The 13,719-nt window shown below is 54.7% G+C and carries 11 protein-coding genes; 6 read left to right on the forward strand and 5 right to left on the reverse strand.

Going from position 1 to position 13,719, the window contains the following annotated elements:
• Nucleotide 1: 1 nt before the first annotated feature.
• Nucleotides 2-577 carry a TetR family transcriptional regulator gene (locus RHN82_RS21085; RefSeq protein ID WP_047051077.1) on the reverse strand — a complete coding sequence of 192 codons (576 nt, stop codon included), beginning with the start codon at nucleotides 575-577 and terminating at the stop codon, nucleotides 2-4.
• Nucleotides 578-693: 116 nt separating this feature from the next.
• On the opposite strand from RHN82_RS21085, the gene RHN82_RS21090 reads away from it, so the two are divergent.
• Nucleotides 694-2,184, forward strand: a complete 1,491-nt coding sequence (locus RHN82_RS21090) for an MFS transporter (RefSeq protein WP_047051078.1) — start codon at nucleotides 694-696, stop codon at nucleotides 2,182-2,184.
• A 45-nt stretch (nucleotides 2,185-2,229) separates the two neighbouring features.
• Here the strand turns inward: RHN82_RS21090 and ompC are convergent, their stop codons facing one another.
• Together ompC and yddG are read right to left on the reverse strand one after the other, a co-directional pair.
• On the reverse strand, nucleotides 2,230-3,303 hold the full coding sequence (ompC, locus tag RHN82_RS21095) for a porin OmpC (RefSeq protein WP_017382300.1): 1,074 nt from the start codon (nucleotides 3,301-3,303) through the stop codon (nucleotides 2,230-2,232).
• Between the two features lie 626 nt (nucleotides 3,304-3,929).
• The gene (gene yddG / locus RHN82_RS21100) at nucleotides 3,930-4,808 is read right to left on the reverse strand and encodes an aromatic amino acid DMT transporter YddG (RefSeq protein ID WP_047051079.1); all 879 of its coding nucleotides are present in this window, start codon (nucleotides 4,806-4,808) and stop codon (nucleotides 3,930-3,932) included.
• A 220-nt stretch (nucleotides 4,809-5,028) separates the two neighbouring features.
• Here yddG and fdnG point away from each other — a divergent pair, with 220 nt between their 5' ends.
• Genes fdnG through fdnI form a run of 3 tightly spaced genes read left to right on the forward strand, consistent with a single transcriptional unit; the run spans nucleotide 5,029 to nucleotide 9,621 of the window.
• Nucleotides 5,029-8,076 carry a formate dehydrogenase-N subunit alpha gene (gene fdnG, locus RHN82_RS21105; protein WP_104999909.1) on the forward strand — a complete coding sequence of 1,016 codons (3,048 nt, stop codon included), beginning with the start codon at nucleotides 5,029-5,031 and terminating at the stop codon, nucleotides 8,074-8,076.
• An 11-nt stretch (nucleotides 8,077-8,087) separates the two neighbouring features.
• A complete protein-coding gene (gene fdxH, locus RHN82_RS21110; protein ID WP_003857048.1) occupies nucleotides 8,088-8,972 on the forward strand; it encodes a formate dehydrogenase subunit beta in 885 nt (294 codons plus the stop codon).
• Nucleotides 8,965-9,621, forward strand: a complete 657-nt coding sequence (gene fdnI, locus RHN82_RS21115; RefSeq protein ID WP_047051081.1) for a formate dehydrogenase-N subunit gamma — start codon at nucleotides 8,965-8,967, stop codon at nucleotides 9,619-9,621. Before fdxH ends, fdnI begins: the two co-directional genes overlap by 8 nt.
• A 59-nt stretch (nucleotides 9,622-9,680) precedes the next feature.
• On the opposite strand, the gene ppk2 is transcribed toward fdnI, so the two are convergent.
• A complete protein-coding gene (ppk2, locus tag RHN82_RS21120) occupies nucleotides 9,681-10,499 on the reverse strand; it encodes a polyphosphate kinase 2 (RefSeq protein ID WP_032671172.1) in 819 nt (272 codons plus the stop codon).
• 161 nt (nucleotides 10,500-10,660) lie between these two features.
• Here ppk2 and araJ point away from each other — a divergent pair, with 161 nt between their 5' ends.
• Nucleotides 10,661-11,836: an MFS transporter AraJ gene (gene araJ, locus RHN82_RS21125; RefSeq protein WP_047051082.1), complete on the forward strand. Its 1,176-nt coding sequence runs from the start codon at nucleotides 10,661-10,663 to the stop codon at nucleotides 11,834-11,836.
• 39 nt (nucleotides 11,837-11,875) lie between these two features.
• Here araJ and RHN82_RS21130 read toward each other — a convergent pair whose 3' ends face one another.
• Nucleotides 11,876-13,078, reverse strand: coding sequence for an NAD(P)/FAD-dependent oxidoreductase (locus RHN82_RS21130; protein ID WP_047051083.1), 1,203 nt, complete (start codon nucleotides 13,076-13,078; stop codon nucleotides 11,876-11,878).
• 130 nt (nucleotides 13,079-13,208) lie between these two features.
• Here RHN82_RS21130 and RHN82_RS21135 point away from each other — a divergent pair, with 130 nt between their 5' ends.
• The gene (locus tag RHN82_RS21135; protein ID WP_047051084.1) at nucleotides 13,209-13,718 is read left to right on the forward strand and encodes an Rrf2 family transcriptional regulator; all 510 of its coding nucleotides are present in this window, start codon (nucleotides 13,209-13,211) and stop codon (nucleotides 13,716-13,718) included.
• The last annotated feature ends 1 nt before the right edge of the window (nucleotide 13,719 follow it).

Raw genomic sequence — 13,719 nt, forward strand, 5'->3', positions numbered from 1 at the left:
ATTAAAACAATTCGAGGGAGATAAGTTTATCCAGATGCTTATTAAATGCCGCGTCGTCCATTTCAGGCATATTTAATACGTATATGCCATCCAGGCCACATACCAGACCAATTAAACGCCAGGCGATATTTTCCGGCTGGTCAGCAAGCGTAAAGGCGTTGGCCTCCGCCCCGGCGCGGATAATCGCGACCGTTTCCTGGTGCCACATCTCCATAGTCAAAACGTAGGCGCCTTTGATATCGCTATCCCGGCTGGCGAGAATTTGCGCCTCCCGCCACAGTCGAATGTAGGGCTCAAACCCGCCGTCATCGCTGCCGAGCATGGCATGCAGGCGCTCGCGCCAGCCAGCGTTTTCGCCAACGATTTCAGCATCCAGCAAATCGCGGATCAGCCGGACAAACGCCAGCGATTTAAGCTCGCCCGCCGACGCAAAGTGGTGATGTACCTGCCCGGTGGCGACGCCCGCTTCGGTGGCGATGCGGCGCACGGTCATTGCCGCGAATCCTTCGGTCAGCGCCACGCGAATCGCGGCCTGGAGGATCTCTTCCCGCCGCTCGTCCTTGCTCAGATAACGCATAATTTCTCACTCTCAATGGCAACGAAACGAGTGTAACAAAGAGCTGGACAAGTGTTCAACTTTACGTAGGATCGCATTCTGGACATGTGTCCAGTTTTTAACTGAAAAGGAAATTTATGTTTCGTCAGTGGTTAGCGTTAGTAATTATCGTGCTGGTGTATATCCCGGTGGCGATTGACGCGACGGTGCTGCACGTGGCGGCGCCAACATTGAGCATGACGCTGGGGGCCAGCGGCAACGAATTGCTGTGGATTATTGATATTTACTCGCTGGTGATGGCGGGGATGGTGCTGCCGATGGGCGCGCTGGGCGATCGCATAGGTTTTAAGCGCCTGCTGATGATCGGCAGCGTGCTGTTTGGCCTGTCATCGTTAGCGGCGGCATTTGCGCCGTCCGCGGGCTGGCTGATTACCGCCCGCGCGTCGCTGGCGATTGGCGCGGCGATGATTATTCCGGCTACGCTTGCAGGGATCCGCACCCTGTTTATTGATGCGCGGCATCGTAATATCGCCCTCGGCGTCTGGGCTGCCGTTGGGTCGGGCGGCGCGGCGTTTGGCCCGCTGATTGGCGGCATGTTGCTGGAGCACTTTTACTGGGGGTCGGTGTTCCTGATTAACGTGCCGATCGTGCTGATCGTGGTTTCGCTTGCTGCGCGCTTTGTGCCTGCTCAGCAGGGGCGGCCCGAGCAGCCGCTCAATATCAGCCATGCCATTATGCTGATTGTAGCGATTTTACTGCTGGTCTATAGCGCCAAAACCGCCCTGAAAGGGGTGCTGTCGCCGTGGATGGTGGCCTGTACGCTGCTTACCGGGGCGGTGATGCTGTTTATCTTCGTCCGTATCCAGCTGCGCGCGCGCGTGCCGATGATCGACATGCGCCTGTTTTGCCATCGCATTATTTTAAGCGGCGTGGTCATGGCGATGACCGCCATGATTGCGCTGGTGGGCTTTGAACTGCTGATGGCGCAGGAGTTGCAGTTCGTGCATGGTTTTACGCCGTTTGAAGCAGGGATATTCATGCTGCCGGTGATGGTGGCGAGCGGATTTAGCGGGCCGATCGCGGGCGTGCTGGTCGGGCGTCTGGGGCTACGCATTGTCGCGGCCGGAGGCATGGGGCTTAGCGCGGTCAGTTTTATCGGCCTGTCGACGCTCGATTTCAGCACCCAACAGTGGCAGGCGTGGAGCCTGATGGTGCTGTTGGGCTTCAGTGCCGCCAGCGCACTGCTGGCCTCGACGTCAGCGATCATGGCTGCCGCGCCGAAAGAGAAAGCGGCCGCCGCAGGCGCGATCGAAACCATGTCCTACGAGCTGGGTGCTGGTCTGGGGATCGCCATTTTCGGTCTGCTGTTAACCCGCAGCTTTTCGGCGTCAATTGTACTGCCGCAGGGGCTGAGCGCGTCGCTGACCGATAAAGCCTCGTCGTCCATCGGTGAAGCGATGAAGGTGGCGCAGGAGCTGACGCCGTCACTGGCTGAGCCGGTGATGACGGCGGCGAAAACCGCGTTCATCACCTCGCACAGCGTGGCCCTGGGCAGTGCGGGAGGCATGCTGCTGATTCTGGCGGTGGGGATCTGGTTTAGTCTGGCGAAGGTTGGAGGGCAGCAGTAATAAAAAAGGCCAGCCGCGAGGGCTGGCCTTTTGAACTAACAGATCTTAGAACTGGTAGGTCAGACCCACAGCCACGATGTTGTCGGTAGCCACTTTGGCATCTTTGGTGAACTGGCTGTCATCCACGAGGTTGATTTTGTAATCAACATAGGTGGACATGTTTTTGTTGAAGTAGTAGCTCGCGCCAACGTCAACGTATTCAACCAGGTCCTGGTCGCCATAAGAACCGATGTCTTTACCTTTGGATTTCAGGTAAGCGATGGACGGACGCAGACCGAAGTCGAACTGGTACTGAGCCACAACTTCGAAGTTCTGCGCTTTGTTGGCAACGTGACCGTTACCGAAAGCCGTCATGTTGCGGGTTTCAGAGTAGGTGGTTGCCAGGTAGATGTTGTTCGCATCGTACTTCAGGCCAGCAGCCCAGACTTCTGCGTTTTCGCCACCGGCGTTCAGGTTGCTTGCAGCACGAACCTGACGGTCGGTACGGTCAGATTTCGCGTAGGTCGCACCCACACCGAAGCCGTCGAATTCATAGGTAGAAGAGAGACCCCAGCCGTCACCGTTGGATTCGGTGATATCGTCACGGTCGTTTTTACCCTGGTACTGGGCAGCAACGTTCAGGCCGTCAACCAGACCAAAGAAGTCGGTGTTACGGTAGGTTGCAACGCCAGTGGTACGGCCGGTCATGAAGCCGTCAGTCTGCGTCCAGGTATCGCCACCGAACTCTGGCAGAACGTCAGTCCACGCGCCGATGTCATAAGCCACACCGTAGTTACGACCGTAGTCGAAGGAACCGAATTCATCGAATTTCAGACCAGCGTACGCCAGACGGGTTTTGTTGCCGTCGGAACCTTGAGCTTCAGAGCGATTGCCCTTGAACTCATATTCCCACTGACCGTATCCGGTCAGCTGATCGTTGATCTGAGTTTCACCTTTGAAGCCCAGACGAACATACGTTTTGTCGCCGTCGCTACCAGCATCATCAGAAAAATAGTGCAGACCAGTAACTTTGCCGTACAGATCCAGTTTGTTACCGTCTTTGTTAAAAACTTCAGCCGCGTTAACAACGCCAGCTGCCAACATGGAAGTCACTGCCACTGCAACTAATTTAAGTTTCATCTTAAATAATCCTTATAATTTTATTTAGGTATTTCCTAAGCCACCTGAGCGATTTTTAAACGAGGCTTATCGTCAATGGCAGACTATTTTTAAAATTCCGTAGACTGCTTTCAATAATAAGTTTCAAAATATTAAAGATAATTTCAATTAGTGTGATCCTGATCGGATTAATTGCCCTTAAATTGGCCATTCAGGTTAATATATAGACATAAATTGATTATTAACAAACCACGATAATATGGCTGTAAATAATTGTCGGACGTTTTAGTTTTTTAGGGGAATTAAAGGGGTTTGACAGAGAGTATCAACGCGTGTGGCGCTATAACATCTTTGAAAACAGCGAATTATAGATTTTTTCGAGGAATCGGCGCCTGTTTTTAGAGGAAACATTCAGAAATATACTATTGCACTTTGTGCTATATAGCGCGGTATTATTGGCGCTGAATTAATTACCTGCGTTGTCAGTTTATGTCAATTTTCACGACAGTTCTGGCTTTCTGTGAGCACTCTATACAGAAATTTAATTACTCTCTAATGTTACGAATTATATTCGGGGGTGTGATCACATATTAAAATATTGTTAATATTTTGCCGGGCATATTCGGTACCCGGCAAAAATAAAAATGCTATTTGCGGGTGGCATACCAGCACAGTAACGATCCGGCGCACACCATCAATGCCCCTTGCCAGAATGAGAGTGAAAGCGGAGAACTCAGCAGAATAGCCGCCAGTGCGGCGGAAAGAACTGGCGTAAAATAAGAGACAGCCGCAAGCACCGTGACGTTACCGTGAAGAATACCGATATTCCAGGCGGCGTAGCCAAAGCCAAGCGCAACCCCACACATCAATAGCTTCACCACAACCGGGACGCTGAACACCATTTCGGGCTGATCGCTGACGGCATATTTGACCCATAGGCTCAGGGCGGTCAGCAGGACGAAAAGGGTAATGCCATTTTGCCCTTTGGCATACTTGCTGGTGACGGTGCAGTAGGCGGCCCAGATAAAAGCGCCAGCAAACGCCAGCCCATAACTTAGCGGACTGGTAACGACGTTCTGCATGATGTCATTCAGTTGCAGACCGTTTTCGCCACCTAAAACCCAGCACACCCCCAACAGCGAGATGAGAAGCCCAGGGATCACCCACAGGGTGGTTTTTTGCCCGTTGAACAAAATCGCGAACGCAATCGTCAGGCTTGGCCACAGATAATTGACCATACCGACTTCAATCGCCTGTGAGCGCGTCGCGGCATATCCCAGCGACAGGGCCAGACACATCTCATAGCTGACAAACAGGATGCTGCCCGCAAGAAGATAGCGCGTGGAAAAACGCCGGAGATCGGGAAAACCCACCGTCACCAGACACAACAGCCCGCTGACGGTATAAATCATCGCCGCGCCGCCCACCGGCCCCAGTCCTTCACTGACGCTGCGGATGAGACCCACCATGGTGCTCCACAGCAATATGGCCGCCAGGCCTGTCAGCGTTGCTCTTTTTCTGTCCATTACCCTGCCAGTCTTCTAAAAATCAAAGGGAAAACTTATAGCATCTATCCGCTTCACCTGGCGAATTTTCTCAGGGGCAGATACCCCGAAAAGAGTAGCAAATCGTACCAGCAGTGACTATTTGGGGGGCTAAGTATAGCGACCTTGATTTGACGCAATAAAAAAAGGGGCTTTGCTGTTAGTTTGCCGCGCGAAGTCTTATCAGATAACGAGGACAACAATGGACGTCAGCCGCAGACAATTTTTTAAAATCTGCGCGGGCGGTATGGCCGGAACAACAGCCGCAATGCTGGGATTCGCTCCCAAAATGGCGCTGGCTCAGGCACGCAACTATAAACTGCTGCGCGCGAAAGAGATCCGTAACACCTGCACATACTGCTCCGTGGGTTGTGGGCTATTAATGTATAGCCTGGGTGATGGCGCGAAGAACGCCAAAGAAGCGATTTATCATATTGAAGGGGATCCGGACCATCCGGTGAGCCGCGGGGCGCTTTGCCCGAAAGGGGCGGGGCTGCTGGACTACGTCCACAGTGAAAACCGTCTGCGCTACCCGGAATATCGTGCGCCGGGTTCCGACAAATGGCAGCGTATCTCCTGGGACGACGCTTTCTCCCGAATTGCAAAACTGATGAAAGCGGATCGCGACGCCAATTTTATTGAGAAGAACGAGCAGGGCATCACGGTAAACCGCTGGACCTCCACCGGGATGCTGTGTGCCTCTGCGGCAAGTAATGAGACCGGCATGCTGACGCAAAAATTTGTGCGCTCCCTCGGCATGCTGGCAGTTGATAACCAGGCGCGCGTCTGACACGGACCAACGGTAGCAAGTCTTGCTCCAACATTTGGTCGCGGTGCGATGACCAACCACTGGGTTGATATCAAAAACGCTAACGTTGTGGTGGTGATGGGCGGTAACGCCGCTGAAGCCCATCCGGTGGGATTCCGCTGGGCGATGGAAGCGAAAAACAACAACGATGCGACGCTGATTGTCGTCGATCCACGCTTTACGCGTACGGCATCGGTGGCTGATATCTATGCGCCGATCCGCTCCGGTACGGATATTACGTTCCTTTCCGGCGTACTGTTGTACCTGATCGAAAACAATAAAATTAACGCGGAATACGTTAAGCATTACACCAATGCCAGCCTGCTGGTGCGGGAAGATTTCGCCTTCGAAGATGGTCTGTTCAGCGGCTATGACGCAGAGAAACGTCAGTACGATAAATCATCCTGGAACTATCAGTTCGACGAAAACGGCTACGCGAAACGCGATGAGACCCTGAGCGATCCGCGCTGCGTGTGGAACCTGCTGAAACAGCACGTTTCCCGCTATACGCCGGACGTGGTGGAAAACATCTGCGGTACGCCGAAAGCGGACTTCCTGAAAGTGTGTGAAGTGCTGGCCTCCACCAGTGCCGCCGACAGAACCACCACGTTCCTGTACGCGCTGGGCTGGACGCAGCATACCGTGGGCGCGCAGAACATCCGTACCATGGCGATGATCCAGCTGCTGCTCGGCAACATGGGGATGGCCGGTGGCGGCGTGAACGCCCTGCGCGGACACTCTAACATTCAGGGCTTAACCGACCTCGGCCTGCTGTCGACCAGCCTGCCGGGTTACCTGACCCTGCCGTCCGAGAAGCAGACCGACTGGCAAAGCTGGATTAACGCCAACACGCCAAAAGCGACGCGTCCGGACCAGGTGAACTACTGGAGTAACTATCCGAAGTTTGCCGTCAGTCTGATGAAATCGTTCTACGGCGACGCGGCGCAGAAAGAGAATGACTGGGGCTTTGAGTGGTTGCCGAAATGGGACCAGGCTTATGATGTCATCAAGTATTTCAACATGATGGATAAGGGTGACGTCACGGGTTACATCTGCCAGGGCTTTAACCCGGTGGCGTCATTCCCGGATAAAAACAAAGTCGTTCGCAGCCTGAGCAAGCTGAAGTACATGGTTGTTATCGATCCGCTGGTCACCGAAACGTCTACGTTCTGGCAGAACCACGGTGAATCAAACGATGTCGATCCGGCAGCGATTCAGACCGAGGTGTTCCGCCTGCCATCGACCTGCTTTGCGGAAGAGGACGGTTCTATTGCCAACTCTGGCCGCTGGCTACAGTGGCACTGGAAAGGTCAGGATGCGCCGGGCGAAGCGCGTAATGACGGCGAAATTCTGGCCGGGATTTACCATCGTCTGCGCGAGATGTACCGCGCAGAAGGCGGCAAAGGCGCTGAGCCGCTGCTGAAGATGAGCTGGAACTACAAGCAGCCGGATCACCCTGAGTCCGAAGAGGTGGCAAAAGAGAACAACGGCGTGGCGCTGGCCGACCTGTACGATGCCAACGGCAATCTGGTGGCGAAGAAAGGACAGCTGCTCAATAGCTTCGCGCTGTTGCGTGACGACGGTACCACGGCCTCGTCCTGCTGGATCTACACCGGCAGCTGGACGGAGCAGGGTAACCAGATGGCCAACCGCGATAACGCCGATCCGTCAGGCCTGGGTAACACCCTGGGCTGGGCATGGGCGTGGCCGTTAAACCGCCGCGTACTGTACAACCGTGCCTCCGCAGACGTGAACGGTAAGCCGTGGGATCCGAAACGCATGCTGATCGAGTGGAACGGCACGAAGTGGACGGGGAACGACATCCCGGACTTCAACACCGCTGCGCCGGGCAGCAACACCGGGCCGTTTATCATGCAGCCGGAAGGGCTGGGACGTCTGTTTGCCATCGACAAACTGGCGGAAGGGCCGTTCCCGGAACACTACGAGCCGATGGAAACGCCGCTCGGCACTAACCCGCTGCACCCGAACGTGGTGTCAAGCCCGGTGGTACGCATCTACGAAGACGACGTGTTGCGTTTAGGTAAAAAGGACAAGTTCCCGTATGTCGGCACCACCTACCGCCTGACCGAGCATTTCCATACCTGGACCAAGCACGCGCGGCTTAACGCCATCGCGCAGCCGGAACAGTTTGTGGAGATAAGCGAAACCCTGGCGAAGGCGAAAGGCATTGCCAATGGCGATCGCGTGAAGGTCAGCAGCAAGCGCGGCTTTATTCGCGCGGTGGCGGTGGTCACCCGTCGTCTGCAAACGCTGAACGTGCATGGCCAGCAGGTGGAAACCGTCGGCATACCGCTGCACTGGGGCTTTGAAGGGGTGGCGCAGAAAGGCTATATCGCCAATACCCTGACGCCAAACGTCGGCGATTCCAACTCGCAAACGCCGGAGTATAAAGCGTTTCTGGTCAACATCGAGAAAGCGTAAGGAGCGATTAAATGGCGATGGAAACACAAGACATTATTAAACGCTCCGCGACCAACCCGATAACGCCCGCGCCTCGTGCGCGGGACTACAAGGCAGAAGTCGCCAAGCTGATCGATGTCTCCTCCTGCGTGGGCTGTAAGGCCTGCCAGGTGGCCTGCTCGGAGTGGAACGATATTCGCGACGAGGTGGGGCACTGCGTTGGGGTCTATGACAATCCTGCTGATCTGAGCGCCAAGTCCTGGACGGTGATGCGCTTTAGCGAAACCGACCAGAACGGCAAGCTGGAGTGGCTGATCCGTAAAGACGGCTGTATGCACTGTGAAGATCCGGGCTGCCTGAAGGCATGCCCGTCTGCCGGGGCAATCATTCAGTACGCCAACGGGATCGTCGACTTCCAGCAGGATAACTGCATCGGCTGCGGCTACTGCATCGCAGGCTGTCCGTTTAATATCCCGCGCCTCAATAAAGAGGATAACCGGGTCTATAAATGCACCCTGTGCGTCGATCGCGTCAGCGTCGGCCAGGAGCCTGCCTGCGTGAAGACCTGTCCTACCGGGGCGATCCACTTCGGCACCAAAAAAGAGATGCTGGAAGTGGCGCAGCAGCGGGTGGATAAGCTCAAAGCACGCGGCTATGACAAGGCCGGGATTTATAACCCGCAGGGTGTCGGTGGTACGCACGTCATGTATGTTCTGCACCACAATGATCAGCCGGAGCTGTATCACAATCTGCCGAAAGATCCGGCGATCGATACCTCAATCAACCTGTGGAAAGGGGCGCTTAAGCCGCTCTCAGCGGCGGGCTTTATCGCCACCTTTGCCGGGCTGATTTATCACTACATCGGTATCGGGCCGAATAAAGAGGTGGATGACGACGAGGAGGAGCATCATGAGTAAGTCGAAAATGATAGTGCGCACAAAATTTGTCGATCGCGCCTGTCACTGGACGGTGGTCATCTGCTTCTTCCTGGTGGCGGTATCCGGCATATCGTTCTTCTTCCCGACGCTACAGTGGCTGACGGAAACCTTCGGGACACCGCAGATGGGGCGCATTCTGCATCCGTTCTTTGGCGTGCTGATTTTCGTGGTGCTGATGTTTATGTTCGTGCGTTTTGTTCATCACAACATCCCTGACAAGCAGGATATTCCCTGGATTAAAGGGATTGTTGAGGTTCTGAAAGGCAACGAGCATAAAGTCGCGAAGGTGGGCAAATACAACGCCGGGCAGAAGATGATGTTCTGGACCATCATGAGCATGATTTTCGTGCTGCTGGTGACCGGAGTGATTATCTGGCGTCCGTATTTTGCGCACTATTTCCCGATTCAGGTGGTGCGTTATGCGCTGCTGATCCACGCGACCTCGGCCATTATTCTGATCCACGCCATCCTGATCCATATGTATATGGCCTTCTGGGTGAAAGGATCGATTAAAGGCATGATTGAAGGGAAGGTGAGCCGCCGCTGGGCGCAAAAACACCATCCGCGCTGGTATCGGGACGTTGAGCGACTTGAAGCGCAAAAAGAGAGTTCGGAAGGGTTGAAGTAAACCTCGCGCCGTCGGCATTGTCCGGCGGCGCTGCGCTTGCGCGGGCCTACTTCTCAATATCAAAATCGCTCTGCAATATAGCGGAAGGGATATTTTGTAGGCTTCACTTTGCCGATCTTGCGTTTCGGTAAATCCACTTTGTCTACGTGAATTTCTTTATAGGGGATCTGCGAAAGCAGATGCGAAATAATATTCAGCCGCACCCTTTTTTTATCTTCTGAGCGCGCCACAAACCACGGCGCCCAGGCGGTGTCGGTCGCTTTAAACATCGCGTCGCGGGCGAGGGTATATTCATCCCACAGATTGAAAGATTTAATATCCATTGGAGACAGCTTCCAGATCTTGCGACCATCATTAATGCGATCGCGCAGGCGTCGCTCCTGCTCTTTTGGCGTTACTTCAAGCCAGTATTTCAACAAAATGATCCCGGCATCGACCATCGCTTTTTCCATCACCGGCGTTCCATCAAGAAATTTTTCAGCCTGCTCTTCGGTACAGAAACCCATGACTCTTTCCACGCCCGCACGGTTGTACCAGCTGCGGTCAAAAATGACGATTTCACCGGCAGAGGGCAGATGGGGAACGTAACGCTGAAAATAGAGCTGACTTTTCTCTTTATCGGTGGGGGCCGGTAACGCAACAACGCGAAACACCCGGGGGCTGACGCGTTCGGTGATGGCTTTGATGGCGCCGCCTTTACCGGCGCCGTCTCGCCCTTCAAAAACAATACAGACCTTTAACCCTTTGGCGACCACCCATTGCTGGAGCTTAACAAGTTCAACATGGAGGCGACGAAGCTCTTGCTCGTACGCTTTGGTTTTGAGCGGCGCGTTTTTAACGACATCATCAACAACACGGGTTTTCTTCTTACTGACCATGGTGGGTCTCCCTTTGTATCCGGTCGCGGGATCGAGGCCGTACTAAGAGTGTAATCGGCCTGAATGAATGGATTAATGTGTCAGAAAGCTGATTTGAACTGGTCCACCATACAAGTTTAATCAATAATGCACGCTGCATATTTTTTAACAGTGGTCGCGGTATGAAAAAGACAATTTTTTCGTTAGCACTGGGTACCTTTGGCCTGGGGATGGCTGAGTTTGGCATTATGGGCGTGCTGACCGAGCTGGCTCATGATACGGGCATTTCGATTCCCTCCGCCGGAAATATGATTTCGTTCTACGCGTTTGGCGTGGTGATCGGCGCGCCGATTGTAGCGCTGTTCTCCAGCAAATTTTCGCTGAAAACAACGCTGCTGTTTCTGGTGGCGATGTGCGTCGTCGGTAACGCGCTCTTTACCTTCTCTGACTCCTACGTGGGGCTGGCGGCGGGGCGCTTAATCTCTGGTTTTCCGCATGGCGCGATTTTCGGAGTGGGGGCGATAATCCTGTCAAAAATCGCACCGCCGGGTAAAGTGACGGTCGCTGTGGCCGGGATGATTGCCGGGATGACCGTTGCCAACCTGCTTGGCGTGCCGCTCGGGACGTGGCTGGGACATGAATTTAGCTGGCGTTACACCTTCTTTTTAATTGCGGTCTTTGACGCGCTGGTGATCCTGTCTGTTCTGCTGTGGGTGCCAGACATTCACGACACGACCACCACCCGGCTGACAGAACAATTCCACTTCCTGAAGAAACCGGAACCGTGGCTGATTTTTGCCGCTACGATGTTTGGCAATGCCGGGGTGTTTGCCTGGTTTAGCTTCGTGAAGCCGTTTATGGTCAACGTGTCAGGCTTTTCCGAGGGCGTAATGACCGCGATCATGATGCTGATGGGGCTGGGCATGGTGCTGGGTAATCTCTTTAGCGGCAAGCTGTCGTCGCGCTTTAGCCCGCTGCGCATTGCTGCCACCACCGACCTGGTGATTGTGGCTTCGCTGCTGGCGTTGTTCGCCTTTGGCGAGCTTAAAACAGCTTCACTGGTCATGGGATTCGTCTGCTGCGCCGGGCTGTTTGCGCTCTCTGCGCCGCTGCAAATTCTGCTGCTGCAAAATGCGAAAGGCGGCGAGATGCTGGGGGCCGCAGGCGGGCAAATGGCGTTTAACCTCGGCAGCGCAATTGGCGCCTATTTCGGTGGAATGATGATTACGCTCGGCTTTAGCTGGAGTTATGTCACGCTGCCGGCAGCGATCTTATCCTTCTCAGCGATGACCTCTCTGTTGATGTATGGTTATTTATGTGCCAAAAAACGTCAGGCCAACGCAGGTGCGCTGGCCTGATCCCACATGTTGCCCGCTGGTCGCGGGCGCAGGAGTGGACTAAACAAATTTCGCCAGCGGATCAGCGGCGGCAAAGGCAACCGCTTTGTCTGCTGCTGGCGGGTAAATCAGTTCGTTGGTGATGGCGACTTTGATCTTTTTGCCTTCCTCACGCACGGATTTAACGCGCTGTTCCCAGCCCTCGGTGTATACCGCGCCCCAGCCACCCAAATCCAGACAGGTGACGTAGTTCACCTGACGGTAAGGGTACGGCTCCAGATTCAACAGGCTGGCCGCTGCGTTGTGTCCGGCGAATTTCCCCAGCTGGATCGCGTGCTGGCAGGTCATCAGCGCCGTGTTGCCCGCATCGTCCGTTTTGGCATGCGCCATATCACCCGTCGCGTAAACCTCAGGATGCGCAGGGACCTGCAACGTGTCGGTGACGATCAGCCGTCCCTGAGTATCGCGTTCCCCGTCAATTTGCAGGCTGAGAGGGTTAGCTTCTACCCCTGCCGTCCACACTACAGTGGCGCTGGCAATGCGCTCTCCGTTTTTCAGCGTTACGCCGCTGGCATCGATGGCTTCAATTTCACTGTTTAAACGCCATTCAACGCCCAGCGCGTTGCTTGCTTCTTCAATTGTGTTACGCAGCGCCTCGCTGTAACGCCCGCCAATGGTTGCACCTCTTTCAACTACGATTACTTTAGTCTTTGTATCGGCGCCGAAGCGAGTGCGGAGTCGGGCAGGGAGTTCCGTTGCCAGTTCGATGCCGGTAAAGCCGCCGCCACACACGACCACGGTATTACGCTCCGGGGTGGAGGGGCGCGAAACCAGCGAATCAAGATGCTGCTCGAACAACCTGGCGGAGTCGTGTTGGTCGATATCAAAGGCGTATTCAGCCAGACCGGCAACAGGAGGGCGTTTAGTCTGGCTACCGGTTGCGAGGATCAGACGTTCCCAGGCGACTTCAGCAATCGCGCCGTTTGAATCGCGATATAAAACGGTTTTAGACGAGGTATCAATACGTTGTGCTTCGCCCGCAATAAAGGCGATGCCCAGCTCAGCAAACAGTTCGGTCAGCGGCGCGACCATCGACGACACGTTCTCTTCATAAAAGCGTGGGCGAACGCGCAGTTCCGCAACAGGGGCCAGCACCGCAATGCTGAGGCTATTGTTACCCTCCAGAGCAGAAAGGCGCGCGGCGCTGACCGCAGCCCACATACCGGAAAACCCACTACCCACAATTAAAATCTGCTTTTTCATACTCGATCCTTTTGTTCGTCAGGCTGTATGTCTGACATAACTGCCACTATACTTGTCGGAGTTAACTGCGACAACTTCTTTCTGAGTTAAAAATCGTTATAATGCAGCGAACAATGACCCGGAGTGAGCCATGGCGTTTTACAGTTCTGGTGTGGAATATGGCATTCATAGCCTGATGTGTATGGTGGATGCAAAAGGCAATGAGCGTGAGATGAGCGTCCGGGAGATGGCCGCCTTGCAGGGCGTGCCGTACGACTATCTTGGAAAGATCTTCACCCGTTTATCACGGGCGGGGCTGGTCATCAGCACCGAAGGCAAAGGGGGAGGATTCCGGCTGGCGCGTCCGGCGGAGCTGATCAGCGTGCTGGACGTGGCGCAGGCCATCGACGGCGAGAAGAATATGTTTGAGTGTCGGGAAGTGCGTCAGCGCCTGGCGGTGTTTGATGAAACGCCACCTGCGTGGGTCTGTGACGGCCCGTGTGGGGTGCGCTCGGTGATGGACAGCGCGCAGCAGCGGATGGAAGAGGAGTTAGGGCGCCATACCATCCTGGATCTGGCGCGGAAGATGTATCGAAAAGCGCCGGACACGTTCCAGATCGAGGTTCAGGAATGGATTTCCGATCGCCGTTCGTCCACGTGAA

The organism is Enterobacter cloacae complex sp. EB5 (assembly GCF_031432835.1).
Lineage (GTDB): Bacteria > Pseudomonadota > Gammaproteobacteria > Enterobacterales > Enterobacteriaceae > Enterobacter > Enterobacter hormaechei_C.

What these genes read in the sequence shown, in the direction of transcription:
- ompC (WP_017382300.1), bottom strand. Translation starts at nt 3,303, where the DNA reads ATGAAACTTAAATTAGTTGCAGTGGCAGTGACTTCCATGTTGGCAGCT.
- RHN82_RS21135 (WP_047051084.1), top strand. Translation starts at nt 13,209, where the DNA reads ATGGCGTTTTACAGTTCTGGTGTGGAATATGGCATTCATAGCCTGATG.
- yddG (WP_047051079.1), bottom strand. Translation starts at nt 4,808, where the DNA reads ATGGACAGAAAAAGAGCAACGCTGACAGGCCTGGCGGCCATATTGCTG.
- araJ (WP_047051082.1), top strand. Translation starts at nt 10,661, where the DNA reads ATGAAAAAGACAATTTTTTCGTTAGCACTGGGTACCTTTGGCCTGGGG.
- fdnI (WP_047051081.1), top strand. Translation starts at nt 8,965, where the DNA reads ATGAGTAAGTCGAAAATGATAGTGCGCACAAAATTTGTCGATCGCGCC.
- RHN82_RS21130 (WP_047051083.1), bottom strand. Translation starts at nt 13,078, where the DNA reads ATGAAAAAGCAGATTTTAATTGTGGGTAGTGGGTTTTCCGGTATGTGG.
- RHN82_RS21085 (WP_047051077.1), bottom strand. Translation starts at nt 577, where the DNA reads ATGCGTTATCTGAGCAAGGACGAGCGGCGGGAAGAGATCCTCCAGGCC.
- RHN82_RS21090 (WP_047051078.1), top strand. Translation starts at nt 694, where the DNA reads ATGTTTCGTCAGTGGTTAGCGTTAGTAATTATCGTGCTGGTGTATATC.
- fdxH (WP_003857048.1), top strand. Translation starts at nt 8,088, where the DNA reads ATGGCGATGGAAACACAAGACATTATTAAACGCTCCGCGACCAACCCG.
- ppk2 (WP_032671172.1), bottom strand. Translation starts at nt 10,499, where the DNA reads ATGGTCAGTAAGAAGAAAACCCGTGTTGTTGATGATGTCGTTAAAAAC.